Genomic DNA, 22,453 nt, shown 5'->3' with positions numbered 1-22,453 from the left:
TTATAATGAAAGCAAAAGGAGGAAAGAAGATGTTTCTAAACATTTTAGCTAGTATTCGTACTAATAATTTCCAAGATGAGCATTGTGTAGAAAAAATCCAAGCTCTCTGGCAGGAACAAGAGGGAGCTGTGAAAGAAGCTTTTGCCCAAGGGGAGCCGGTCTATGCTGTCTATCATGACTATGCCAGTGATTACAAAGGAGACTACAGTCTCTCCATCTGCCGCTTGACAGATGGAGAAGTCTATGATTTTGATACCTCTGAGCAGACCTATCAAGTGTTTGAAGCGGATAAGGAGGATCCTCAAGCCATTCTTCATGCTTGGCAGAGGGTTTGGCAGGCAGAAGAAGCAGGTGAGCTTCATCGGGACTACACTATTGACTTTGAAAAATATGATCCCGACCAAACGGTGGCTGTCTTTGTTGCGACACAACAGCACTGAGTTTTCTGTGTTCCTGCATTAGCTTCATTTTCGTTTAGTTTTCCCAATTTTGCTGATTGAGTAGAAAGTTGATTTTTTGAAATAAACTAAAAAATATTCTTGACAAGCCTTAGCTGTCCTGTTATACTAGTAAGGTACTCAATCGCGGGGATGGCGGAATTGGCAGACGCGCAGGACTAAGGATCCTGTGACCGCTTTAGGTCGTGAGGGTTCAAGTCCCTCTCTCCGCATCAAGTAAGCTGGCTTCGGCCAGCTTTTTCTTTTTGCAATAGAGACGCTTAAAAAGGCTAAGTGTCTACCTGCAATTCTTTAAAATTTCAGGAAAAACTAGCAATTTTAGTGAAAAAGTGATAAAATAAACAATGTAAGTGGTTTAACCACAAAAAATAAGAGGAGGCCTGATAAGAATGGCAATCGTTTCAGCAGAAAAATTTGTCCAAGCAGCTCGTGACAATGGTTACGCAGTTGGTGGATTCAACACAAACAACCTTGAGTGGACTCAAGCTATCCTGCGTGCGGCAGAAGCAAAGAAAGCACCAGTGCTTATCCAAACTTCAATGGGTGCTGCTAAATACATGGGTGGCTACAAAGTTGCTCGTAACTTGATCGCTAACCTTGTAGAATCAATGGGCATCACTGTACCAGTTGCGATTCACTTGGACCATGGTCACTACGAAGATGCACTTGAGTGTATCGAAGTTGGTTACACTTCTATCATGTTTGATGGTTCACACCTTCCAGTAGAAGAAAACCTTAAATTGGCTAAAGACGTTGTTGAAAAAGCACACGCTAAAGGTATCTCAGTAGAAGCTGAAGTTGGTACTATCGGTGGTGAAGAAGACGGTATCATCGGTAAAGGTGAATTGGCTCCAATCGAAGACGCTAAAGCAATGGTTGAAACTGGAATCGACTTCTTGGCAGCAGGTATCGGTAACATCCACGGCCCATACCCAGCAAACTGGGAAGGTCTTGACCTTGACCACTTGAAGAAATTGACAGAAGCTCTTCCGGGCTTCCCAATCGTATTGCACGGTGGTTCAGGTATTCCTGATGACCAAATCCAAGCAGCTATCAAACTTGGTGTTGCGAAAGTTAACGTTAACACTGAATGCCAAATCGCATTCGCTAACGCAACTCGTAAATTTGCTCGCGACTACGAAGCAAACGAAGCAGAATACGACAAGAAGAAACTCTTCGACCCACGTAAATTCTTGGCTGACGGTGTAAAAGCTATCCAAGCATCAGTTGAAGAACGTATCGACGTATTCGGTTCAGAAGGTAAAGCATAATCTAGCTGAAGACTACAAAATAGAAACCTGCCCATAAGGGTAGGTTTTTTGGTGTGTGATAAAATATGATAATTATTTTTGAATTACCTATGTTCGTTTGGAAGTAAAAGTGGTAGTATAGTGAGGAGATGAGATTCTATTTTCCTGAGTTAGGTAGGGAAATGGTCTGTAACATGAATGAATGATAGGATATTGAGAAACGTATGGCAATGATAGAAGTAGAGCATCTTCAGAAAAATTTTGTGAAGACAGTCAAGGAACCGGGATTGAAGGGGGCCTTACGCTCCTTTATTCATCCTGAAAAGCAGACCTTTGAAGCAGTCAAGGATTTAACCTTTGAGGTTCCCAAGGGGCAGATTTTAGGTTTCATCGGGGCCAATGGTGCTGGGAAGTCGACAACCATAAAAATGCTGACAGGGATTTTGAAGCCCACTTCTGGTTTTTGTCGGATTAATGGCAAGATTCCGCAGGATAATCGCCAAGACTATGTCAAGGATATTGGAGTGGTCTTCGGGCAAAGAACCCAGCTGTGGTGGGATTTGGCTCTGCAAGAGACCTACACGGTCTTAAAGGAGATTTATGATGTGCCAGACTCGCTTTTCCATAAGCGCATGGACTTCTTAAATGAAGTCTTGGATTTGAAGGAATTTATCAAGGACCCCGTGCGAACTCTTTCACTTGGGCAACGGATGCGTGCGGACATTGCGGCTTCCTTGCTCCACAATCCTAAAGTTCTCTTTTTAGATGAGCCGACCATTGGTTTGGATGTTTCGGTCAAGGATAACATTCGCCGGGCCATCACCCAGATTAATCAGGAAGAAGAAACAACCATTCTCTTGACCACTCATGACTTGAGTGATATTGAGCAACTCTGTGATCGGATTTTTATGATTGACAAGGGGCAGGAGATTTTTGATGGAACGGTTAGCCGGCTCAAAGAAACCTTTGGCAAGGTGAAGACTCTTTCCTTTGAACTAGTGCCAGGGCAAAGTCATCTTGTCTCTCACTATGCAGGATTACCTGATATGACTATTGATAGACAAGGGAATAGCCTCAACATTCAATACGATAGTTCCCGCTACCAAACGGCTGATATTATCAAGCAAACCTTGTCTGATTTTGAGATTCGCGATTTGAAGATGGTGGATACGGATATTGAGGATATTATCCGTCGCTTCTACCGAAAGGAGCTCTAAGATGGTCAAATTGTGGAGACGTTATAAACCCTTTATCAATGCAGGGATTCAGGAGTTGATTACCTATCGAGTCAACTTTATTCTCTATCGGATTGGCGACGTCATGGGGGCCTTTGTTGCTTTTTATCTTTGGAAGGCAGTCTTTGATTCCTCGCAAGAGTCCTTGATTCAAGGCTTTAGTATGGCAGATATCACCCTCTACATCATCATGAGTTTTGTGACTAATCTTCTGACCAGGTCGGATTCTTCCTTTATGATTGGTGATGAGGTCAAGGATGGTTCCATTATCATGCGTTTGCTGAGACCAGTGCATTTTGCGGCCTCTTATCTCTTCACCGAGCTTGGTTCCAAGTGGTTAATTTTTGTCAGCGTTGGACTTCCATTTTTAAGTATCATTTTTCTGATGAAAATCTTATCTGGGCAAGCTGTTTTAGAAGTTTTAGGACTAACCTTGATTTATCTCTTTAGCTTAACGCTGGCCTACCTGATTAACTTTTTCTTTAATATCTGCTTTGGATTTTCAGCCTTTGTATTTAAAAATCTATGGGGTTCTAATCTACTCAAGACTTCTATAGTGGCCTTTATGTCGGGGAGTTTGATTCCCTTGGCTTTCTTTCCTAAAATTGTTTCAAATATTCTTTCCTTTTTGCCTTTTTCATCCTTGATTTACACTCCGGTTATGATTATCGTTGGGAAATACGATGCCAGTCAGATTCATCAAGCGCTTTTGCTACAGTTTTTCTGGCTCTTAGTGATGGTGGGCTTGTCTCAGTTGATTTGGAAAAGAGTCCAGTCATTTATCACCATTCAAGGAGGTTAGTATGAAAAAATATCAGCGCATGCATCTGATTTTTATCAGACAGTACATCAAGCAAATCATGGAATACAAGGTTGATTTTGTGGTTGGTGTTTTAGGTGTCTTCCTGACCCAAGGCTTGAACCTCTTGTTTCTCAATGTCATCTTTCAACACATCCCCTCGCTAGAAGGCTGGACCTTTCAAGAGATTGCCTTTATCTATGGTTTTTCCTTGATTCCCAAGGGACTGGACCATCTCTTTTTTGACAATCTCTGGGCACTGGGGCAACGATTGGTGAGAAAGGGAGAGTTTGACAAGTATCTGACTCGTCCTATCAATCCTCTCTTTCACATCCTAGTCGAGACTTTTCAGATTGATGCCTTGGGTGAGCTCTTGGTCGGTGGAATTTTACTAGCGACAACGTTCTCTAGCATTACTTGGACTATTCCCAAGTTCTTGCTTTTCCTAGTCTGCATTCCTTTTGCGACCCTGATTTATACTTCTTTGAAAATCGCGACAGCCAGTATCGCTTTTTGGACCAAGCAGTCAGGTGCTATGATTTACATTTTCTATATGTTTAATGATTTTGCCAAGTACCCGATTTCCATTTACAATTCGCTCCTTCGTTGGTTGATTAGTTTTATCGTTCCTTTTGCTTTTACAGCCTACTATCCTGCTAGCTATTTCTTGCAGGACAAAAATGGGCTCTTTAACATTGGTGGTTTGATTCTGATTTCCCTTGTTTTCTTTTTCATTTCGCTCAAACTCTGGGATAGGGGATTGGATGCCTACGAAAGTGCGGGTTCGTAAGATGGAAAATATGTTTAGTCCTAAAGCTTAAAACATGAAAGGATTTAAAGATGGTAGCGATTGAAGAAGTGAAGGAAGAAAAACAAAAGATGATAGCAGTCAGTGAAGTTTTAAAGGATCTACCAGAATGGTTTGGAATACCTGAAAGTACACAAGCTTACATTGAAGGAGCTAGGGATTTACAAGTTTGGGTTGCTTATCAGGAGAGTAAATTGGCTGGCTTTGTAAGCTTATCTTATTCTAGTGAAGATTGTGCAGAGATTGACTGCTTAGCTGTTAAGAAATTCTATCATAGAGCGGGAATTGGTAGTCAACTTCTAGAAGTTTTAGAAAAATCTGCTCGTCAAAAAGCATCCTATCTGCAAGTAAAAACGGTAGCACCAGGTTATTATCCTACCTATGACAGAACTAACGCTTTTTATCAGGCTCAGGGCTTTAAAAAGTTAGAAATTTTTCCTGAACTTTGGGATAAAAGCAACCCTTGTTTGATTTGGGTTAAGAAATTGTGAAATTCTAACTTGACAAAAAAACTCAAGATGCTAAAATAAAGGGGAAAAGACGCCGATTTAGCTCAGTTGGTAGAGCAACGCACTCGTAACGCGTAGGTCACAGGTTCGATCCCTGCAATCGGCAGAAAGAAAACCAGCAACTTTTTCATGGGTTGCTGGTTTTGTTTATCTAATTCTTATAAAGAAGTAAGAAAAGTTAGACCGCCTAATATCACTCCTGCCGCATTGGGAATGATAAGGATCCAGTCTTTTTTAGGTTCTTTGGTCCAACCATAGATTACCCAAATTAAACAAGAAACTGCTGCGAATAGTGGTTGGAATGGTTGAGCTTTTTCTCCTTGCAAGTTAGCGATAATTTGTGGAATATATGCAATAAAGACAAGAATCCCAATAAAAGCTCCAATAGATCCGACAAAGCGATTAATTTTTTGTTTAGACATATAGTACCTCCTGAGGTACTATTATATCAGAAGGAAAAAAGTTTTCAAATTTGTTTGATCATAAAATAAGACAGATATTCAATATGTGTAAGTCGTGCTTTTATACTAAACGAATCTATTGGAGAGTCTAGGATGAGAAATCAAATTTGCTTAACATTTTTTGAGAAGGGTAAGCTACCACTTAGTTATCAAAAATAACCACTTACTGAAAATGCCTTGTTTCTTTTTTGAAAATTGTTATAATGAAGTCAGAAGCAAGGAAAGGAGTGGCTATGAAGATTAGGATTGAGCTTGATACAGATATGGCAGAAACTGAAGTCGTTATCCGAACGGCTCAATATGGTGAAGAGGTGGCTCGGATTCAAGCAGCTCTTGAACAAGCCAACCGTCAACCGATAGCTTTCTATAAGGATACAAGTGAATATTTTGTCGATTTGAAGAATATTTTATTTTTTGAAACGGATGCTACCAAAATTTATGCTCATAGCAGGGATGATGCTTATGAAGTCAAATTGAAGCTATACGAATTAGAAGAGAGACTTCCGGCATATTTCTGTCGCATTTCAAAGTCTACTATTGCCAATGCCAAGGCTATTTACGCTTTGGATAAATCATTTTCGGGAACCAGTACTATCCAATTTTATGACACACATAAACAAGTGCACGTTTCCCGACACTACTATCAAATTTTAAAAGAAAAGTTAAACGAAACGAGGTAATTTTCATGAAAAAAACAATTTTTGGAATCGGCTTTTTAGTCTTGGCAGCTTGGGTTCTGCTGCAGGGGAATTTTGGGATTCCTGCCTTCAATTTTAATATTTGGCCCATGCTAGTAGTTGCAATGTTTGCCTATTTCGCCTTGGAAAATTTCTTAGAAAGAGACTTTGGCACTGGGCTGATCATGGCAGTTATTGCGCTGATTATTGCCAATGCCGTTTACCACTTTTTAGCTATTTCAACAGGAACCTTGGTTTTGGGTGGTATTCTGGCTTGCATCGGTCTCAATATGATTTTCAAGCCCCGGCGCATTTTTAAGGGGCGTATCTTCTCAACTGCCTCTTCTTCCTCAAAAGATGATATTGCTTTTGGCAGCGGCACGCGCTATATCAACTCAGATAACTTCACCTATGAAAAGTTAGACTGTGCTTTTGGCAGTGCATCGGTTTATTTTGATAATGCGACTATCGAAGGGGACTCAGCAACTTTTGAAGTGGATCTGTCTTTTGGCAGTGTGATGCTTTATGTGCCCAGCGACTGGCGTGTAGAGCTGGATGTAGATAATGCCTTTGGCTCTGTCTACAATCCCCGCAATGTCAATGAAAAGAGAAAAACTCTCTATGTCAAAGGCAACGTAGCTTTCGGTTCTTTGAAGATTAGCTATGTTTAGGAAAACGGATTAATTTCGAAACTTTGGACAAATGTACTTGTCAAACGTCAAGTTTTTTGGTAATATAGGAAGGTATGTGGTGCTAGCACATCCGTAATATTAGATCTAATAGGAGGAAACACGATAATGGCTAAAGTATGTTACTTTACTGGTCGTAAGACTGTATCAGGAAACAACCGCTCTCACGCGATGAACCAAACAAAACGCGCTGTTAAACCAAATCTTCAAAAAGTTACTGTTTTGATTGACGGTAAACCTAAAAAAGTTTGGGCTTCAGCTCGTGCCCTTAAATCAGGTAAAGTTGAACGCGTTTAATTTTTATTTAAAAGGATGGAAATTTTCCGTCCTTTTTTGCTTGTAAATTTCCGCCTAGACAGTTGATTTAGACCCTTCCTCTTTTACACCCTGTATAAAATATGGTAGAATAAACTATAAAATACTTTTGAGGTACAAATTATGACTGTGAAAATTAATACAAAAGATGGTCAAATTGAGCTGACTGATGATGTGATTGCGACAATCGTCGGCGGTGCAGCGACTGAAATTTTTGGTGTAGTTGGCATGGCCAGCAAAAATGCAATCAAGGATAATTTTCAAGCCCTTTTAGGAAAAGAAAACTATGCTAAGGGCGTGGTTGTGAAAGCGACTGATGAAGGTGATATCGCAGTTGATGTCTACACTGTGTTAAGCTATGGAGTCAAAATCAGCGAAGTTTCCAAAAACATCCAAGAGCGTGTTAAATTCAGTTTGGAAAACAAGCTCGGAATTACTGCCCATGCAGTGAATGTTTATATCCAAAATATTAAAGTCGTAGGAGAATAATCGTGGCAAATATTACTACTAGTTTATTTCAAGAAATGGTGCAGGCGGCATCTACTCGCTTAAATAAACAGGCTGAATATGTAAACTCTTTGAATGTCTTCCCGGTTCCAGATGGCGATACAGGGACCAACATGGGCATGACCATTGAAAATGGTGCCAAGGAAGTGTCAGATAAGTCTGCTTCAACAGTTGGCGAAGCGGCGGGTATCTTTGCGAAAGGCCTTTTGATGGGCGCGCGTGGTAACTCAGGAGTTATCACTTCCCAGCTTTTCCGCGGTTTTTCTCAAAGTGTGAAAGAGCATGAAGAGCTGACTGGTGAAGATCTAGCTCTGGCCTTTCAGTCTGGTGTAGAAGTGGCTTACAAGGCAGTTATGAAGCCGGTTGAGGGAACGATTTTGACTGTTTCCCGCGGTGCGGCTATCGGAGCCAAGAAGAAAGCTGAAGTCACTAATGATGCTGTAGAAGTTATGAAAGCAGCTCTTGAAGGAGCAAAGGCTGCTTTGGCTAAGACACCGGATATGCTGCCGGTTCTGAAAGAAGTCGGCGTTGTGGACTCTGGCGGTCAAGGGTTGGTCTTTATCTACGAAGGCTTCTTGTCTGCACTTACAGGCGAATATATCGCATCTGAGGACTTTGTGGCGACACCTGCGACCATGTCTGAGATGATCAATGCTGAGCATCATAAGTCTGTAGCTGGCCATGTGGCAACAGAGGACATCACTTACGGCTACTGTACAGAAATCATGGTGGCTCTCAAGACAGGTCCAACCTATGTAAAAGACTTTGATTATGATGAATTTCGCAACTACCTCAATGATTTGGGAGATTCCCTGTTGGTAGTCAACGATGATGAAATCGTCAAAGTCCATGTCCATACCGAAGATCCAGGACTGGTTATGCAGGAAGGTCTCAAGTATGGTAGTTTGGTCAAGGTCAAGGTTGACAATATGCGCAACCAGCACGAAGCACAGGTTGAAAAGGAAGAGCGCTCAGCTAAGCCGGCTCAAGAAAAAGAATTTGCGATTATTGCTGTAGTGGCTGGTGATGGTCTGGCTGAAATCTTTAAGGCTCAGGGAGTTGACTATATCATCTCTGGCGGTCAAACTATGAACCCATCAACAGAAGACTTCATCAAAGCTGTGGAGCAAGTCAATGCTCGTAATATTATTATCTTGCCAAACAATAAAAACATCTTCATGGCAGCCCAATCAGCAGCAGAAGTGATTGAACAGCCTGCAGCTGTTATTGAGACTCGCACGATCCCTCAAGGTTTGACCAGTCTCCTAGCTTTTGATGGCAGCAAGACTATTGAGGAAAACCAAGAGCGTATGACTGCAGCCTTGGCAGAAGTAGTCAGCGGCAGCGTGACGACTGCGGTTCGTGATACGACGATTGATGGCTTGGAAATTCATGAAAATGACAACCTCGGTATGGTGGATGGTAAGATTGTTGTTTCTAATCCAGATATGCTGGCAACTTTGAAAGAAACGTTCAGCAAGATGCTCAATGAAGACAGCGAGATTGTCTCTATCTATATCGGTGAAGACGGCAGCGAAGAATTGGCTAGCAGTCTTGCTCAAGATTTGATGGAACAATTCGAGGATGTCGAAGTAGAAATTCATCAGGGCAGTCAGCCGGTTTATCCATATATTTTTAGTGTTGAATAGTATAAAAAGGCAATCGAAAGGTTGCCTTTTGTCATTTTGTAGAAAATACTTAGACAAGAAACTGGTATTATGTTATACTGTAACAAATAAAAAGTAAAAAAAGGTGAACTATGAAAAAATTTTTCATTCTTGTTATTTCTGCTTCGGTACTCTTGACGGGCTGTGTGTTTCCTAACTTCAGCAAGCATCGTCCTAGACATTCTTCTGAATCAGCAGCTTCTTCTAGGCGGACTAAATCCAGCTCTAGCTCCAGCTCTAGCAAGTCATCCAGTTCTTCTTCTGAAAGTACAGAGATTGTCTCTAAAACTTTAGTCGGAGACATTGAAGAAATCCATCATCGTGATACAATTACCTATCAGGGCAAGAAAATCTTGAATCTTCGTATGGAATTGCTCACTTCCTTGCCAGAAGAAGCCAGTGCGGCATCAGCTACTTTGACTCCAGAGGAGATGACGACTATCATTCGTGAAGGAATGCAGTCTGATTCAAACTATGTAGCAGCTAAGAGCTTGGAAGGTGTCAATATTGACTATTCAGTTACAGCGGATAAAAAACTGCAGACCTTGATTGAAATTGATTTGCAAAAGGTCAATGTCGAAGAGGTGGAAAAGAACAGTTTCTTCCAAGGTTTTGGACTGAAGGATATTAAGGATATTACACCTGAGATGTTCATTCTGAGTCTGAAGCTCAATGGTCTCAAAGAAGAGGTGCAGAGCTAAAGTTTAAAAAGCGTTTGTCTCTCATCTTACAAATTGAGTAGCTAGTCTATTGAAAAATTTTTTAGATTAGGCTGCTTTAATTCCAGCTTCTATCTAAATTGCAACAGACATACAACTAGTCGGCTCCTCTCAACGAGGGGGACCGGCTTTTTTTGTGTCTTCATTCAGAAGGGAGATAAACAGATTATTCCAATATTTGCTGGCTTTGTGCTCTAAAAGCGGAATAGTGACATTTGTCATGTCAGCTGGTGACAAAATCAACTAGTAGGAAAAATTTCTTTGCCTTATAATATAGTTAACAAAATGATAAAAGGTTGCTGTAGGCATTGAAAAAGCGATAGTGCTTAGTATTCTTCCGGCTTTGGAAAAATAAAGGAAAGATGCACATACGGTTTATCAAATCAAAGGAGGAGCAAAATGGAACTGATTGAAGTAAAGAAGCTTTCAAAAAGCATTCACGGTAAGGAGATTTTAAAGGATATTTCGTTTGAAATCTCTCAAGGTGACTGTGTGGCCTTGATTGGTCCCAACGGAGCAGGGAAAACAACTCTCATGGATTGTTTGCTGGGTGATAAGTTTCTGACAGCAGGTGAAGCAAGGATTCAGGGACTAAAGCCGACTGACAATCATCTCAAGCAGTCGGTAGCGATTTTACCACAGGAAAATACAGTGGTGGAGGATTTGAAGGTCAAGGAACTCTTGACGTTCTTCCAAGCTATTTATCCAAATAGTTTGTCCAATCAAGAAATTGATGACTTGCTGCAATTTACAGACAAGCAAAAGAATCAGATGGCCAGTAAGCTATCTGGTGGACAAAAGCGTCTCTTCTCTTTTGTTCTAAGTCTGATTGGCCGTCCTAAGATTCTGTTCTTGGACGAACCGACTTCAGCTATGGACACCTCCACTCGTCAGCATTTCTGGGAAATTGTTAATCAGCTCAAGCAGCAGGGAGTGACCATTGTTTATTCCTCTCACTATATCGAAGAAGTCGAGCATACGGCAGATCGGATTTTGGTGCTGCACAAGGGCGAGTTGATTCGGGACACGACGCCTTATGCTATGCGCAGTGAAGAGCAGGAAAAACACTTTACCTTGCCACTGACTTATCAGTCTGTGCTGGAAAAGCTGGATAATGTGACTGATTTAGAAATCAAGCAAAAGGCTTTATCTTTTGCTACTAGGGATGCTGGACAGGTCTGGCAGGTTCTTCAGGAAAACGGCTGTACAATCGAAGAGATTGAAGTACGTAACCGTACCCTCTTGGATAGTATTTTTGAAACGACACAAGAATAGGAGAGTAATCATGAAAAATATGGCAAGTCTTATGAAGATTGAGTTGATTTTAATGAAGCGGCAGGCTGCTTATTATCTCTTGTCTATTGGTCTGCCCAGCGTCTTTTACCTGATTTTCTCAGGAATGATGTCTGGAAGTGATACGCCTGAACATGTGCTTCGAGGCTACCTCTTCTCTATGACTCTTTTTAGTATCATGTCTAGTGCCTTCTTTAGCATTCCAAGCACTTTGCAGTCTGATAAAAATAATAATTGGCAAAAAATGATTCAGCACTCGCCGATTTCTATGGTAAAATATTATATATCAAAACTTTGCAGTACGCTGTTGACTTTTATGCTTTCTATCATCGTAGTCTTCTCGATTGGGCATTTTGTTCGCGGGGTTAATCTGCCAATGGTAGACTGGCTTCTTATTGCCGTGATCCTTCTGGTAGGAAGTGTGGTCTTTATTGCTATGGGTGTATTGGTCAGTCTCTTGCCAAGTGCTCAGCTCATGTCTGTTGTGGGAAATATCGTCTATATGGCACTGGCTGTTCTGGGCGGTCTATGGTTCCCTCTGACTATGTTTCCAAAATGGCTCCAGCCAATCGGTAAGTTGACGCCAAGTTATCAACTGATGCAAGTCGTGTCTTCTTATCTAGAACACCATCAGTTTAATGGCAAGGCTGCTTTGATTGTTCTGATTTATACGGTTTTGGTCAGCATTCTTGTGCTGCAACTCAAAAAGCGAATTGAGGTAAAATAAAAGCATGTGGGAAAAACTTAAACAAGTCCACTATATGTTTCATATTGCGTTGGTCTTTATCATCTTTCCAGTGGCGGGAGTAATCAGCGGGGAATACCCGCTTTTCCTCTTGCTTGGGACAGCTATTTTTGTTGCGGCTTACTATGCGGTTTTGCTAAGTAACCATCGCCTTATTCAATTTTTTTCTTGGTGTTTTTTGGTTGCTTACATATACTATGGTTCGGTCTGGTTAAATACAGGATTTACCTGGTATATTTTTTATCTATCTAATCTGCTGATTTATGAGCTGGATGATGTCTCGTTTAAATCCTGGCGTTTTTGGACCTTTATTGATTTGCAGCCTGCTATTGTGCTGACTAATTATTTGTTGGGTCATGTTGGTCCAGCAGAACTACTCTTCTTTATTGTCACTTTTCTCTTTTCGGATGGTGTGACCTTTGGTCTCCATCGGATTCAGACGGCAGAGCAGATCAAGGAAGAAAAGGTCAAGCAAAATGCCCAGCTGAATCTTTTCCTGGCAGAAGATGAGCGGAATCGGATTGGCCGTGACTTACACGATAGTCTAGGGCATACCTTTGCTATGCTCAGTGTTAAGGCGGAGCTGGCTCAGCAGTTTTTGCAGATGGAAGCCTATGAAAAGGCAGCAAAAGAACTGCAGGAAGTGCAAGAGATTAGTAAGAAGTCCATGGCTGATGTTCGGCGGATTATTAATGATCTAAAGAATCGGACGCTGGACGAGGAACTAGTGACCATTCGTGCCATGCTGGAGATGAGCGGTGTTCAGGTAGAAATGGATAACCAGCTCAATGTTGCCAGTGTCCCACCGAGTCAGCAGTCAACAATCAGTATGATTTTGCTGGAGGCTGCTACCAATATTATCAAGCATGCCAAGGCTAAAAAGAGTAATTTTTCTTTGGTAAAGAAAAACGAAAAGCTTATTTTAGACATTCAGGATGATGGTTGTGGTTTTCAAAAGCTGACTGGTCGGGAGTTGCATAGTATTCGAGAGCGACTGTCTGCCTTGTCAGGAAGGCTTGAGATTCTTAGCAGCCAAGATCCAACATGGATTCGGATTGAATTGCCATACGGAGGGAAGGAAGCATGAAACTTTTGTTAGCAGAAGATCAAAGTATGCTGAGAGATGCCTTAGCTCAGCTCTTGCAGCTGCAGCCAGATGTTGAAGAAGTCTATCAGGCCGCAGATGGGCAGAAGGCTATTGACTGTCTTAGCTCAGAAACTGTTGATGTAGCTATTTTGGACGTGGAAATGCCCCACCAAACCGGCCTAGACGTTCTCGAATGGGTCAAGGCCAATCGACCCAACATCAAGGTCATCATCGTCACAACCTTCAAGCGACCGGGCTACTTTGAGCGAGCTGTTAAGGCGGATGTAGATGCTTATGTGCTCAAAGAGCGCAGTATTGCGGATTTAATGAAGACCATTCACACTGTTCTAGATGGGCAGAAGGAATATTCGCCGGAATTGATGGAGGTACTGATGACCAGTAGAAACCCTCTCTCTCAGCAGGAGAGGCTAGTCCTGCAAGCTGCGGCGACTGGCCTATCCAATAAAGAAATTGCTGAAAAACTCTACCTGTCAAATGGAACGGTTCGTAACTATATGTCTGCTATTTTGACCAAGCTAGATGCTGAAAATCGAACAGAAGCCGTCCGAATCGGGCAAGAGAAAGGCTGGTTATAGCTAGAAGATTCAGCTTTGGAGAAAAGGTGGAATAAGAGAGTTTTTAGCTAAAGAAAATATTTGTGTGAGGAATATTCCAATGAAGTGTCGGGACTATAAATATAGTTCTGACTTTTTATCTTTTATTAGAAAAAACATTCGGATTTAGAGAAAAATTGTAGAAAAACATTCTGCATGGCTTGCAATTTTTTTCAAAAATGTTATCATAGTAGAAAGCTTTTTGAATTTTTAGAAAATTGTAAATAAATGAAAGGGGAAGAATGGAGAAAATCAAATTGGAAACTTCTAAGACAGGCTCAGAGCTTGTTTTAGAAACCTTGAAAAGTCTTGGTGTTGATACGATTTTTGGCTATCCCGGCGGCGCTGTACTGCCGCTTTATGATGCTATTTATAGTTTTGAAGGCATCCGTCACATCCTAGGCCGCCATGAGCAAGGCTGTGTTCACGAGGCAGAAGGCTATGCTAAGTCTACTGGGAAAATCGGAGTTGCAGTTGTGACCAGTGGTCCGGGAGCGACTAATGCCATTACCGGCATTGCCGATGCCATGAGTGATAGCGTCCCCCTTTTAGTTTTTACTGGTCAGGTAGCCAAGGCTGGGATCGGTAAAGATGCCTTTCAGGAAGCGGATATTGTTGGGATTACGACTCCTATTACCAAGTACAATTATCAGGTTCGGGAGACGGCAGACATTCCGCGTATTATTACAGAAGCTATTCACATTGCGACGACAGGTCGTCCTGGGCCAGTCGTTATTGATTTGCCTAAGGATGTCTCCGCTCTGGAAACGGACTTTATCTATGACAGTAAGTTGCATCTGCCGAGCTATCAGCCGACTATTGAGCCTAATGAATTGCAGATTAAGAAGATTATCAAGCAGATTTCTAAGGCTAAAAAGCCGGTCCTTCTTTCGGGAGGCGGTGTCAGTTATGCCGAGGCAGCAGCAGAGCTGGTTGCTTTGGCAGAGCGGTATCAGATTCCAGTAGTCACTACATTGTTGGGGCAAGGGACCATTGCGACAGACCATCCTTTGTTCTTAGGTATGGGTGGAATGCACGGTTCTTTTGCGGCCAATATTGCCATGACTGAGGCCGACTTTATGATTAGTATCGGTTGCCGTTTTGATGACCGTCTGACCGGTAATCCGAAAACCTTTGCCAAGAACGCTAAAGTAGCACATATTGATATCGATCCAGCGGAAATTGGAAAGATTATCAGTGTGGACATCCCTATCGTAGGGGATGCTAAAAAAGCCCTACAGATGCTGCTGAATGAAGAGCAGGTGCATAATAATACCAGCAAGTGGATTGAAAAAGTAACCCGCGATAAGGAACGGGTTCGCTCATATGATAAGAAAGAACGTGTCGTACAGCCTCAGGCTGTCATTGAGCGCGTAGGTGAGCTGACCAAGGGTGATGCCATCGTCGTAACAGACGTCGGTCAGCACCAGATGTGGGCCGCCCAATATTATCCGTATAAAAACGAGCGTCAACTGGTAACGTCTGGTGGTCTAGGAACCATGGGCTTCGGTGTACCTGCAGCGATTGGAGCTAAGATTGCCAATCCAGATAAGGAAGTGGTGCTCTTTGTCGGAGATGGTGGCTATCAGATGACAAACCAAGAGATGGCTATTCTCAATATCTATAAGATTCCGATTAAGGTCATCATGCTTAACAATCATTCGCTAGGCATGGTGCGCCAGTGGCAGGAAGCTTTCTATGACGGTCGTACCTCTGAGTCTGTCTTTGAAACTTTGCCAGATTTCCAGCTCATGGCTCAGGCTTATGGTGTTAAATCCTATAAATTTGACGATCCGGAGACCATTGTCCAGGATTTAGAAGTACTGAAGGAAGATATACCGATGTTTATCGAGGTGGATATCTCTCGCAAGGAACACGTTCTTCCAATGGTGCCGGCTGGCAAGAGCAATCATGAGATGTTGGGGGTGAAGTTCCATGCGTAGAATGTTGACAGCTAAACTCCAAAACCGTTCGGGTGTTCTAAACCGCTTCACGGGTGTCCTTTCCAGACGTCAGGTTAATATTGAGAGTATCTCAGTCGGAACGACGGAAAATCCGGAGGTCTCCCGTATCACCATCATCATTGATGTGGCTTCATTGGCAGAAGTCGAGCAGATTATCAAGCAGCTCAATCGTCAGATTGATGTGATCCGGGTTCGAGATATCACGGACCGCCCTCATTTGGAGCGTGAAGTGATTCTGGTTAAGGTCTCGGCTCCAGCTGATAAGCGGGCAGAGATTCTGTCTATTATCCAGCCATTCCGGGCGACAGTTGTGGATGTAGCACCTAGCTCCATTACCGTTCAGATGACTGGTGATGCGGAGAAGAGCGAGGCTCTGCTTCGAGTTATTCGCCCATATGGTATCAAAAATATTGCTCGGACTGGAGCGACAGGCTTTACCCGAGATTAAACCAAACCTTTAATTTGTTAAAACCGCCTAACAGGCAATAAAAATAGAAAAGAGAGTAAAACTTATGGCAGTAACAATGGAATACGAAAAAGATGTAAAAGTAGCAGCACTTGACGGTAAGAAAATTGCCGTAATCGGCTATGGATCACAAGGTCATGCTCATGCGCAAAACTTGCGCGATACAGGCCACGATGTGATTATCGGTGTTCGTCCTGGTAAGTCATTTGACAAGGCTAAAGAAGACGGCTTTGATACTTATACAGTAGCAGAAGCAGCTAAATTGGCTGATGTTATCATGATTTTGGCTCCAGATGAAATCCAACAAGACCTCTATGAAGCAGAAATCGCTCCAAACTTGGAAGCTGGAAACGCAGTTGGATTCGCTCATGGTTTCAACATCCATTTTGAATTTATCAAAGTTCCTGCCGATGTAGACGTCTTTATGTGTGCACCGAAAGGTCCTGGTCACTTGGTTCGCCGTACTTTCGAAGAAGGTTTTGGTGTACCAGCACTGTATGCAGTTTACCAAGACGCTACTGGAAATGCCAAGGATATCGCAATGGACTGGTGTAAAGGTGTTGGTGCGGCTCGTGTTGGTTTGCTTGAAACAACTTACAAAGAAGAAACTGAAGAAGATCTCTTTGGTGAACAAGCTGTCCTTTGTGGTGGTTTGACTGCCCTTATCGAAGCAGGTTTTGAAGTCTTGACAGAAGCAGGCTATGCCCCAGAATTGGCTTACTTTGAAGTTCTTCATGAAATGAAATTGATCGTTGACTTGATCTATGAAGGTGGCTTCAAGAAGATGCGTCAATCTATCTCAAATACAGCCGAATATGGTGACTATGTATCTGGTCCGCGCGTGATTACTGAGCAAGTCAAAGAAAACATGAAGGCGGTCTTGGCTGATATCCAAAACGGTAAATTTGCGAACGACTTCGTTGATGACTATAAAGCTGGTCGTCCAAAACTGACTGCTTACCGCGAGCAAGCTGCTAATCTGGAGATTGAAAAGGTCGGTGCAGAATTGCGTAAAGCAATGCCATTCGTTGGTAAAAACGACGACGATGCTTTCAAGATTTATAATTAAGATAAAGAGCAGATAAGACATTAGGGGTTGGAATGCGAATTCCCAGCCCCTTGTTTTGCTTGATAGAGAATAAACTGGAAAGACAGGGAAGGAAAAAATATGCTCAGAGCAAAAGATATCACTCATGCTCATAAAGTGTTAAAAGATGTGGTTGTCAATACTCCGCTTGACTACGACCACTATTTGTCGGAGAAGTACCAGGCCAAGATTTACCTGAAGAAAGAAAATATGCAGCGGGTTCGCTCTTTTAAACTCCGCGGGGCTTATTATGCCATTTCTCAACTTAATGAAGAGGAACGCCAGCGTGGGGTTGTCTGTGCTTCTGCGGGAAATCACGCCCAAGGAGTGGCCTATACTTGTAAGGAAATGAAAATTCCAGCAACTATTTTTATGCCCATCACGACTCCTCAGCAGAAGATTGGCCAAGTCCGTTTCTTTGGCGGTGAATTTGTGGATATCAAGCTGGTTGGAGACACCTTCGATGCTTCGGCTAAGGCAGCGCTTGACTATACTAAGGCTGAAAATCGCACCTTTATCGATCCTTTTGACAATGAAGATGTCCAAGCGGGTCAAGGGACTGTAGCCTATGAAATCTTAGACGAGGCCAAGAGAGAAGCTATTACTTTTGATGCAGTTTTGGTACCAGTTGGCGGCGGCGGCCTGATATCAGGAGTCTCAACCTATATCAAAGAAAGTCAGCCAACTATCGAAGTTATTGGTGTGGAAGCCAACGGTGCCCGCAGTATGAAAGCAGCCTTTGAAGCTGGAGGTCCGGTCAAGCTTAAAGAAATCGATAAATTTGCTGACGGTATAGCAGTCCAGAAAGTCGGTGCATCAACTTATGAGGTTACACAAAAGAATGTTCAAAACCTTATCGGTGTAGATGAAGGGCTTATTTCAGAGACCATCATTGACCTATACTCCAAGCAAGGGATTGTCGCAGAGCCAGCTGGTGCGGCAAGTGTTGCTGCTTTGGAAGTTCTGAGCGAGTATATCAAGGGGAAGACTATCTGCTGCATTATCTCAGGTGGTAATAATGACATCAACCGGATGCCAGAGATGGAAGAACGGGCACTTATTTATGATGGTATCAAGCACTATTTCGTGGTTAACTTCCCGCAGCGTCCGGGTGCCTTGCGTGAATTCGTAAATGATATTTTAGGACCCAATGACGACATCACTCGTTTTGAATATATCAAGCGGGCAAGCAAGGGAACGGGTCCAGTTTTGATTGGTATTTCTCTGGCTGATAAGCATGATTATGCTTCTTTGATTAACCGTATTGAGCAGTTTGATCCCTCCTTTATCAATCTGAACGGGAATGAAACACTCTACAATATGCTTGTCTAATTGTAAATATATTTTAGCCTAATTTGTATGCTTTTATTTGAAACTGCAAATTAAATATGTTAGAATATACTATAGTGAATCAAGGAGGCTTGAACATGTTTTTTATTCCATTTTTCTTTATCATATTGATCATAATCTTTATATTCTTGCTGCTTAGTGCAGTTTATGTGGTTCGTCAGCAATCTGTGGCAATCATTGAGCGTTTTGGACGTTATCACAAAACCAGCAGCAGTGGTATCAATTTCCGTCTTCCTTTAGGGATTGACAAGATAGCGGCTCGCGTTCAGCTGCGTTTGTTGCAGAGCGAGATTATCGTTGAGACTAAGACACAGGATAATGTTTTCGTAACTATGAATGTTGCGACCCAGTATCGTGTAAATGAAAACAACGTAATTGATGCTTATTACAAACTTATGCGGCCAGAAGCACAGATTAAGTCCTATATTGAAGATGCCCTTCGTTCCTCCGTTCCAAAACTGACCTTGGATGAGCTCTTTGAAAAGAAGGACGAAATTGCCCTAGAAGTCCAAAAGCAAGTGGCAGAAGAAATGTCGACCTATGGTTACATTATTGTCAAAACTCTGATTACCAAGGTTGAGCCGGATGCTGAAGTTAAACAGTCTATGAACGAAATCAATGCGGCGCAGCGTAAGCGCGTGGCTGCTCAGGAATTGGCTGAAGCAGATAAGATTAAGATTGTGACAGCTGCTTCTGCGGAAGCTGAGAAAGACCGTCTTCATGGGGTTGGTATTGCCGAGCAGCGGAAAGCCATTGTGGATGGTTTGGCAGACTCGATCAAGGAATTGAAGGGAGCCAATATTGAGTTGACAGAAGAGCAGATTATGTCTATTCTTTTGACCAACCAGTACCTGGATACGCTGAATAATTTTGCAGATAGTTCGGGTAATAATACCATCTTCCTTCCGGCAAACCCAGAAGGAGTCGAAAGTATTCGGACTCAGATACTTTCAGCCCTCAAAGCTAAGTAAAGAAAATTCAGAATTATTTAATTTGTTCGAATTTGGTTTGTTTAAGTTGACAAACTGTATAAAAACAATTATAGTAGTTGATGTAGCTAGAATAGAGAGGAGTAAGAAATGGCTAAATCTAATTTCGAGAAAGTAGAATCTGTTGTTAGTTGGGTACGTGATAAGAAGATCACCGGTTACCGTATTAGTAAAGAAACAAATGCACGTGAAATGTCTATCATTGCTCTTGCTCAAGGACGTGCAAAAGTGAAAAATATCTCTTTTGAAACAGCTCTTGGCTTGATTGATTTCTACGACAAAAACCATGAAAAATTTGAAGACTAAACTTCAAAATCATGCAACTGATATTGCTCATTAAATAAAAAAGGAATCTGGATTTAGTTCCAGATTCTTTTTTATTTTTGAAAATAGAAGTAATTTAGCTGAGGAAGCGTTGCAAGAATTCTTTGGTTCTTTCTTCTTTTGGATTGGTAAAGATATCCTGCGGACTGCCAGATTCAGCAATGACGCCTTTATCCATAAAGATGACACGGCTGGAGACATCACGGGCAAATTCCATCTCGTGGGTTACGACTATCATAGTCAGCCCTTCCTGAGCCAGTTCTTTCATGATTTTCAGAACTTCACCAACCATTTCAGGGTCGAGGGCTGAAGTCGGCTCGTCAAAGAGGATAGCATCAGGATTCATGGAGAGGGCGCGGGCAATAGCGACTCGCTGCTTCTGACCGCCTGAGAGTTGCTTAGGCTTGGCCTGCCAGTATTGCTCGCCCATTCCAACCTTGTTGAGGTTTTCTTTGGCAATTTTTTCGGCTTCTGACCGTTCTTTTTTCAGAACTGTTGTCTGAGCGACGATGGTATTTTCCAGAACATTAAGATTTTCAAAGAGATTGAAAGACTGAAAGACCATGCCCAGCTTTTCACGGTAATGGGTCAGGTCGTAATTCTCGTCCAGGACATTCTTGCCGCGATAGAAAATCTGTCCGCCAGTTGGTGTTTCCAGAAGGTTAATGGAGCGCAGGAAAGTTGACTTTCCGCTGCCAGAACTGCCGATGATGGAAATTACTTCTCCTTTATGAACGGTGAGGGAGATGTCCTTGAGGACTTGGTTTTCACCGTATGACTTTTTGAGGTTTTTAATTTCTAAAATGGTTTCTGTCATGATTTTACTTCTCCTGTCTGCATTTGATTGGCACCTGTCGTGTAGTTGTCTGTGTCGAAGCGTTTTTCAACATAGCGCAGGATGCGTGTCACGCTGAATGTCAGTACAAAGTAGATTACAGCGATGATGGTAAAGGTTTGGAAGTATTGGTAAGTCTGGGTAGCAATGGTATTTCCAGAGAAATAAAGCTCAACCACCGAGATAACGTTCAACACGGATGTATCCTTGATGTTGATGACAAATTCGTTACCAGTTGCGGGCAGAATATTGCGGACGACCTGAGGAAGTACAATCTTGCGCATGGTCTGGCCATGGGTCATACCCAGTGCTGTTGCAGCCTCGAATTGCCCTTTATCAACGGCAAAGATACCACCGCGGACAATCTCGCTCATATAAGCTCCGGTGTTGATAGAGACGATGAAAATAGCAGCGATAGTCCGGTCGATAGAAATTCCGAATGCCTGGGCTGTTCCGTAATAGATAACCATAGACTGAACAATCATTGGAGTTCCGCGGAAAATCTCAATATAGACATTTAAGAACCAGCCGAAGATTTTTTGCAGTGATGCTAAGAGTTTATTCTTAGAAGCTGGTGCCGTCCGAAAAACGCCAATCAGCAGTCCGATGATGAGACCTGCGATGGTCCCTGTAATCGAAATGAGTAGAGTCAAACCAGCTCCGCGTAGGAATTGCGGCCAGTTTTCAGCTAGAATCTTAGCTACTTGACTGAAGAATGATTCCTTAGCTGCTTCACTATCCGTATCAACAGGCTGTTTCTGAATCATCTCATCCATCAGCTTGACTTGGTCATTGGTAGTAATCTTAGCAATAGCTGTATTGGCTTGCTCGATACGATCGTCATCCTTGCGCATCCCGATAGCAATGGAAGCGTCTTCTTCGCCGACTTCAAAGCCTTTCTCAAACTGAATCATTTTGAAGTTGGAGTTGGCAGTCTCGGCAGTCAAGGCTTCTGGCCGCTCAGAGATATAGCCATCAATAACTCCAGATTCCAAGGCTTGACGCATCTGGGCAAAATCGCCCATAGCTGTTTCTTTTTTGGCGCCAGGCAGCTGGTCAATGAGATTGTAGAGGTAAACTCCTTGCTGGGAAGTGATTTTAGCATCTTTGAAGTCTTCTAGAGTCTTAGCGGATGCATATTTTCCATCTTTACGAACTAGGAGAACTGGTTCGCTGGTGTAGTAACTGTTGGAAAAGGCGATTGCCTTTTTCCGCTCGGCAGTTGGGCTCATACCAGCAATAATCATGTCAATCTTGCCAGAGGTCAGAGCAGGAATTAAGCCGTTCCAAGAAGTCTTGACAACCAGAGGTTCCTTGCCCATCTCTTGTGCAATTTTTTTGGCAATCTGCACATCGTATCCGTTGGCATATTGGTTGGTGCCTTCGATTTTTACAGCACCGTTGGAATCATCATCCTGAGTCCAGTTGAAGGGAGCGTAGGCTGCCTCCATACCGATTCTCAGATAGTCATCGGCTTGAATAACATGGACCGTTCCTAAGGTGACCAGGAGGGCTGTAAATAAAGTGAGTAATAATTTCTTCATGGGTTTCTCCTGCTTATCTAATAATAGTTCTTCCTATTCTATCGAAAATTGCTACTCTTTT

The 22,453-nt window shown here is 42.4% G+C and carries 25 protein-coding genes and 2 tRNA genes; 24 read left to right on the top strand and 3 right to left on the bottom strand.

Annotated elements, in window-relative coordinates; all coding sequences use genetic code 11:
- Nucleotides 1-29 precede the first annotated feature (29 nt).
- From D8877_RS10820 to D8877_RS10785, 8 genes are all read left to right on the top strand, one after another.
- A complete protein-coding gene (locus tag D8877_RS10820) occupies nucleotides 30-440 on the top strand; it encodes a GyrI-like domain-containing protein (RefSeq protein WP_125353302.1) in 411 nt (136 codons plus the stop codon).
- 144 nt (nucleotides 441-584) lie between these two features.
- Nucleotides 585-670: transfer RNA gene (locus tag D8877_RS10815), tRNA-Leu, on the top strand.
- A 177-nt stretch (nucleotides 671-847) separates the two neighbouring features.
- Nucleotides 848-1,729: a class II fructose-bisphosphate aldolase gene (locus D8877_RS10810; RefSeq protein WP_002893690.1), complete on the top strand. Its 882-nt coding sequence runs from the start codon at nucleotides 848-850 to the stop codon at nucleotides 1,727-1,729.
- Nucleotides 1,730-1,932: 203 nt separating this feature from the next.
- Nucleotides 1,933-2,925 (top strand): ABC transporter ATP-binding protein, encoded by a 993-nt coding sequence (locus D8877_RS10805; protein ID WP_125353300.1) that lies wholly within the window; start codon nucleotides 1,933-1,935, stop codon nucleotides 2,923-2,925.
- A gap of 1 nt (nucleotide 2,926) precedes the next feature.
- Nucleotides 2,927-3,745, top strand: a complete 819-nt coding sequence (locus D8877_RS10800) for an ABC transporter permease (protein WP_125353298.1) — start codon at nucleotides 2,927-2,929, stop codon at nucleotides 3,743-3,745.
- Nucleotide 3,746: 1 nt separating this feature from the next.
- Nucleotides 3,747-4,532, top strand: a complete 786-nt coding sequence (locus D8877_RS10795) for an ABC transporter permease (RefSeq protein ID WP_002905302.1) — start codon at nucleotides 3,747-3,749, stop codon at nucleotides 4,530-4,532.
- A 50-nt stretch (nucleotides 4,533-4,582) separates the two neighbouring features.
- Entirely contained in the window at nucleotides 4,583-5,041 is a 459-nt protein-coding gene (locus tag D8877_RS10790) for a GNAT family N-acetyltransferase (RefSeq protein WP_002902392.1), read from the top strand.
- Nucleotides 5,042-5,092: 51 nt separating this feature from the next.
- Nucleotides 5,093-5,165 (top strand) — tRNA-Thr (locus D8877_RS10785).
- Nucleotides 5,166-5,217: 52 nt separating this feature from the next.
- Here D8877_RS10785 and D8877_RS10780 read toward each other — a convergent pair.
- On the bottom strand, nucleotides 5,218-5,481 hold the full coding sequence (locus D8877_RS10780) for a SemiSWEET family transporter (protein WP_002902394.1): 264 nt from the start codon (nucleotides 5,479-5,481) through the stop codon (nucleotides 5,218-5,220).
- 272 nt (nucleotides 5,482-5,753) lie between these two features.
- Here D8877_RS10780 and D8877_RS10775 point away from each other — a divergent pair, with 272 nt between their 5' ends.
- From D8877_RS10775 to D8877_RS10700, 16 genes are all read left to right on the top strand, one after another.
- The gene (locus tag D8877_RS10775) at nucleotides 5,754-6,200 is read left to right on the top strand and encodes a LytTR family DNA-binding domain-containing protein (RefSeq protein ID WP_023917202.1); all 447 of its coding nucleotides are present in this window, start codon (nucleotides 5,754-5,756) and stop codon (nucleotides 6,198-6,200) included.
- A gap of 5 nt (nucleotides 6,201-6,205) precedes the next feature.
- Nucleotides 6,206-6,868 carry a LiaF transmembrane domain-containing protein gene (locus tag D8877_RS10770; RefSeq protein WP_002905297.1) on the top strand — a complete coding sequence of 221 codons (663 nt, stop codon included), beginning with the start codon at nucleotides 6,206-6,208 and terminating at the stop codon, nucleotides 6,866-6,868.
- 126 nt (nucleotides 6,869-6,994) lie between these two features.
- A complete protein-coding gene (gene rpmB / locus D8877_RS10765; protein ID WP_001140948.1) occupies nucleotides 6,995-7,183 on the top strand; it encodes a 50S ribosomal protein L28 in 189 nt (62 codons plus the stop codon).
- Nucleotides 7,184-7,324: 141 nt separating this feature from the next.
- Nucleotides 7,325-7,690, top strand: a complete 366-nt coding sequence (locus D8877_RS10760; protein ID WP_002893676.1) for an Asp23/Gls24 family envelope stress response protein — start codon at nucleotides 7,325-7,327, stop codon at nucleotides 7,688-7,690.
- A 2-nt stretch (nucleotides 7,691-7,692) separates the two neighbouring features.
- Nucleotides 7,693-9,357, top strand: coding sequence for a fatty acid kinase ATP-binding subunit FakA (gene fakA, locus D8877_RS10755; RefSeq protein WP_125353296.1), 1,665 nt, complete (start codon nucleotides 7,693-7,695; stop codon nucleotides 9,355-9,357).
- Between the two features lie 110 nt (nucleotides 9,358-9,467).
- On the top strand, nucleotides 9,468-10,076 hold the full coding sequence (locus tag D8877_RS10750; protein WP_009660098.1) for an SP0191 family lipoprotein: 609 nt from the start codon (nucleotides 9,468-9,470) through the stop codon (nucleotides 10,074-10,076).
- A gap of 417 nt (nucleotides 10,077-10,493) precedes the next feature.
- Nucleotides 10,494-11,369 carry an ABC transporter ATP-binding protein gene (locus D8877_RS10745; RefSeq protein WP_125337933.1) on the top strand — a complete coding sequence of 292 codons (876 nt, stop codon included), beginning with the start codon at nucleotides 10,494-10,496 and terminating at the stop codon, nucleotides 11,367-11,369.
- Nucleotides 11,370-11,379: 10 nt separating this feature from the next.
- Nucleotides 11,380-12,114 carry an ABC transporter permease gene (locus tag D8877_RS10740; protein WP_004184210.1) on the top strand — a complete coding sequence of 245 codons (735 nt, stop codon included), beginning with the start codon at nucleotides 11,380-11,382 and terminating at the stop codon, nucleotides 12,112-12,114.
- 4 nt (nucleotides 12,115-12,118) lie between these two features.
- Nucleotides 12,119-13,219, top strand: a complete 1,101-nt coding sequence (locus D8877_RS10735) for a sensor histidine kinase (protein ID WP_125353294.1) — start codon at nucleotides 12,119-12,121, stop codon at nucleotides 13,217-13,219.
- Nucleotides 13,216-13,815 carry a response regulator transcription factor gene (locus D8877_RS10730; RefSeq protein ID WP_002922250.1) on the top strand — a complete coding sequence of 200 codons (600 nt, stop codon included), beginning with the start codon at nucleotides 13,216-13,218 and terminating at the stop codon, nucleotides 13,813-13,815. The genes D8877_RS10735 and D8877_RS10730 overlap by 4 nt, the downstream gene beginning before the upstream one ends.
- A gap of 260 nt (nucleotides 13,816-14,075) precedes the next feature.
- The gene (locus D8877_RS10725) at nucleotides 14,076-15,776 is read left to right on the top strand and encodes an acetolactate synthase large subunit (RefSeq protein ID WP_125332358.1); all 1,701 of its coding nucleotides are present in this window, start codon (nucleotides 14,076-14,078) and stop codon (nucleotides 15,774-15,776) included.
- Nucleotides 15,769-16,245 (top strand): acetolactate synthase small subunit, encoded by a 477-nt coding sequence (gene ilvN, locus D8877_RS10720; protein WP_002898887.1) that lies wholly within the window; start codon nucleotides 15,769-15,771, stop codon nucleotides 16,243-16,245. Before D8877_RS10725 ends, ilvN begins: the two co-directional genes overlap by 8 nt.
- A 64-nt stretch (nucleotides 16,246-16,309) precedes the next feature.
- Complete coding sequence (gene ilvC / locus D8877_RS10715; RefSeq protein ID WP_002902418.1) at nucleotides 16,310-17,332, top strand: ketol-acid reductoisomerase; 1,023 nt, start codon at nucleotides 16,310-16,312, stop codon at nucleotides 17,330-17,332.
- A 99-nt stretch (nucleotides 17,333-17,431) separates the two neighbouring features.
- Complete coding sequence (gene ilvA, locus D8877_RS10710; RefSeq protein ID WP_125348203.1) at nucleotides 17,432-18,682, top strand: threonine ammonia-lyase IlvA; 1,251 nt, start codon at nucleotides 17,432-17,434, stop codon at nucleotides 18,680-18,682.
- Between the two features lie 56 nt (nucleotides 18,683-18,738).
- On the top strand, nucleotides 18,739-19,671 hold the full coding sequence (locus D8877_RS10705; RefSeq protein ID WP_002911761.1) for an SPFH domain-containing protein: 933 nt from the start codon (nucleotides 18,739-18,741) through the stop codon (nucleotides 19,669-19,671).
- 108 nt (nucleotides 19,672-19,779) lie between these two features.
- Entirely contained in the window at nucleotides 19,780-19,995 is a 216-nt protein-coding gene (locus D8877_RS10700; protein ID WP_002893653.1) for a capsule biosynthesis transcriptional regulator, read from the top strand.
- A 94-nt stretch (nucleotides 19,996-20,089) separates the two neighbouring features.
- On the opposite strand, the gene D8877_RS10695 is transcribed toward D8877_RS10700, so the two are convergent.
- Nucleotides 20,090-20,830, bottom strand: coding sequence for an amino acid ABC transporter ATP-binding protein (locus D8877_RS10695; protein WP_004185455.1), 741 nt, complete (start codon nucleotides 20,828-20,830; stop codon nucleotides 20,090-20,092).
- Nucleotides 20,827-22,392 carry an ABC transporter substrate-binding protein/permease gene (locus D8877_RS10690; RefSeq protein ID WP_125353292.1) on the bottom strand — a complete coding sequence of 522 codons (1,566 nt, stop codon included), beginning with the start codon at nucleotides 22,390-22,392 and terminating at the stop codon, nucleotides 20,827-20,829. Before D8877_RS10690 ends, D8877_RS10695 begins: the two co-directional genes overlap by 4 nt.
- Between the last annotated feature and the right edge of the window lie 61 nt (nucleotides 22,393-22,453).

It is taken from the genome of Streptococcus sanguinis (genome assembly GCF_003943735.1).
GTDB lineage: Bacteria > Bacillota > Bacilli > Lactobacillales > Streptococcaceae > Streptococcus > Streptococcus sanguinis_E.
Note: the sequence above shows the minus strand (reverse complement) of the source record. Positions and strands in the feature narration are given on the sequence as shown.